1 protein-coding gene is annotated in these 949 nt (G+C 33.5%); it reads right to left on the bottom strand.

The genetic code is table 11. The features are described 5' to 3' along the window. Window positions 1-268: 268 nt before the first annotated feature. On the bottom strand, window positions 269-949 hold a 681-nt coding region (locus tag E0Y80_RS20525), incomplete at its 5' end, for a TraM recognition domain-containing protein (protein WP_156309509.1).

The raw sequence follows: 949 nt of genomic DNA on the forward strand, positions 1-949 counted from the left end.
GAAAGGAAATACTTTCTTTGGCTATCTAATAAATTCTTGATTTGTTCTTTGTTCATAATTTTTGAAATTAAGATTGTTTTATTATTACAAAGGTCAAGAATTTTAGATTGTTTGGTGTTTGTGTGACGTTCAATTTTGTATTTCTGGAACGTTCAGGTTTTAAATAATCCTGTGTTTTGTACTTTTCCTTTCAACAAAAAAATCGATATGTTGCCTATGAAACACGGATTATTGAAATATCATCTATTTAACTTTTTCTTATTTAAACCTACTGCACCAAATGTTGCAAATCTGGGTCATTTTTAATCCGCTCCAATTCTGCACCAATAATCTGTACAATATCTTGTTTTATCTGCCGGTAATTGGCTTCAATTTCTTGCTTCATTTCATCCTCGCCTTCCTCATTTAAAAATGATAAAATTTGTGGTAGTTTCTGATAAGCTTTGGTTTCAGAAGCTATCATTTCATTATCCACCACGATTTCAGCGTGAAATATTTTTTGTTCAATACGTTCATCGAAGTTGTCCGATACAGATCCGACAAACATACCCTGTGTAAGGGTAGAAATTTTAGAAGCCGGTATCAAGCTATCCAACTGTGTAGAAATAGAAGTCGAAGTATCATTCCTGTTGATTGACAAACTTTGTCGTTTCTGTAATACTTTCCCAAAACGTTCCGAAAGACTTTTTGCTGTTTCGCCAACAACCTGCCCACTAAAAATATTACCAACCGTATTTTGGATAACTTTTGCTTCTTTATCCCCATAATCCCTTATCAATTGTGAAAAATCCTGAAAGCCTAAACAAACAGCTACTTTATTGCTTCGGGCAGTTGCAATTAAATTATCTAATCCTCTAAAGTAGATCGTCGGCAACTCATCTATGATAACTGAACTCTTTAATTGTCCCTTTTTGTTAATGAGCTTTACAATCCTCGAATTGTACAATCC

It is taken from the genome of Sphingobacterium endophyticum, from assembly GCF_009733535.1.
GTDB classification, from domain to species: Bacteria; Bacteroidota; Bacteroidia; order Sphingobacteriales; family Sphingobacteriaceae; genus Sphingobacterium; species Sphingobacterium endophyticum.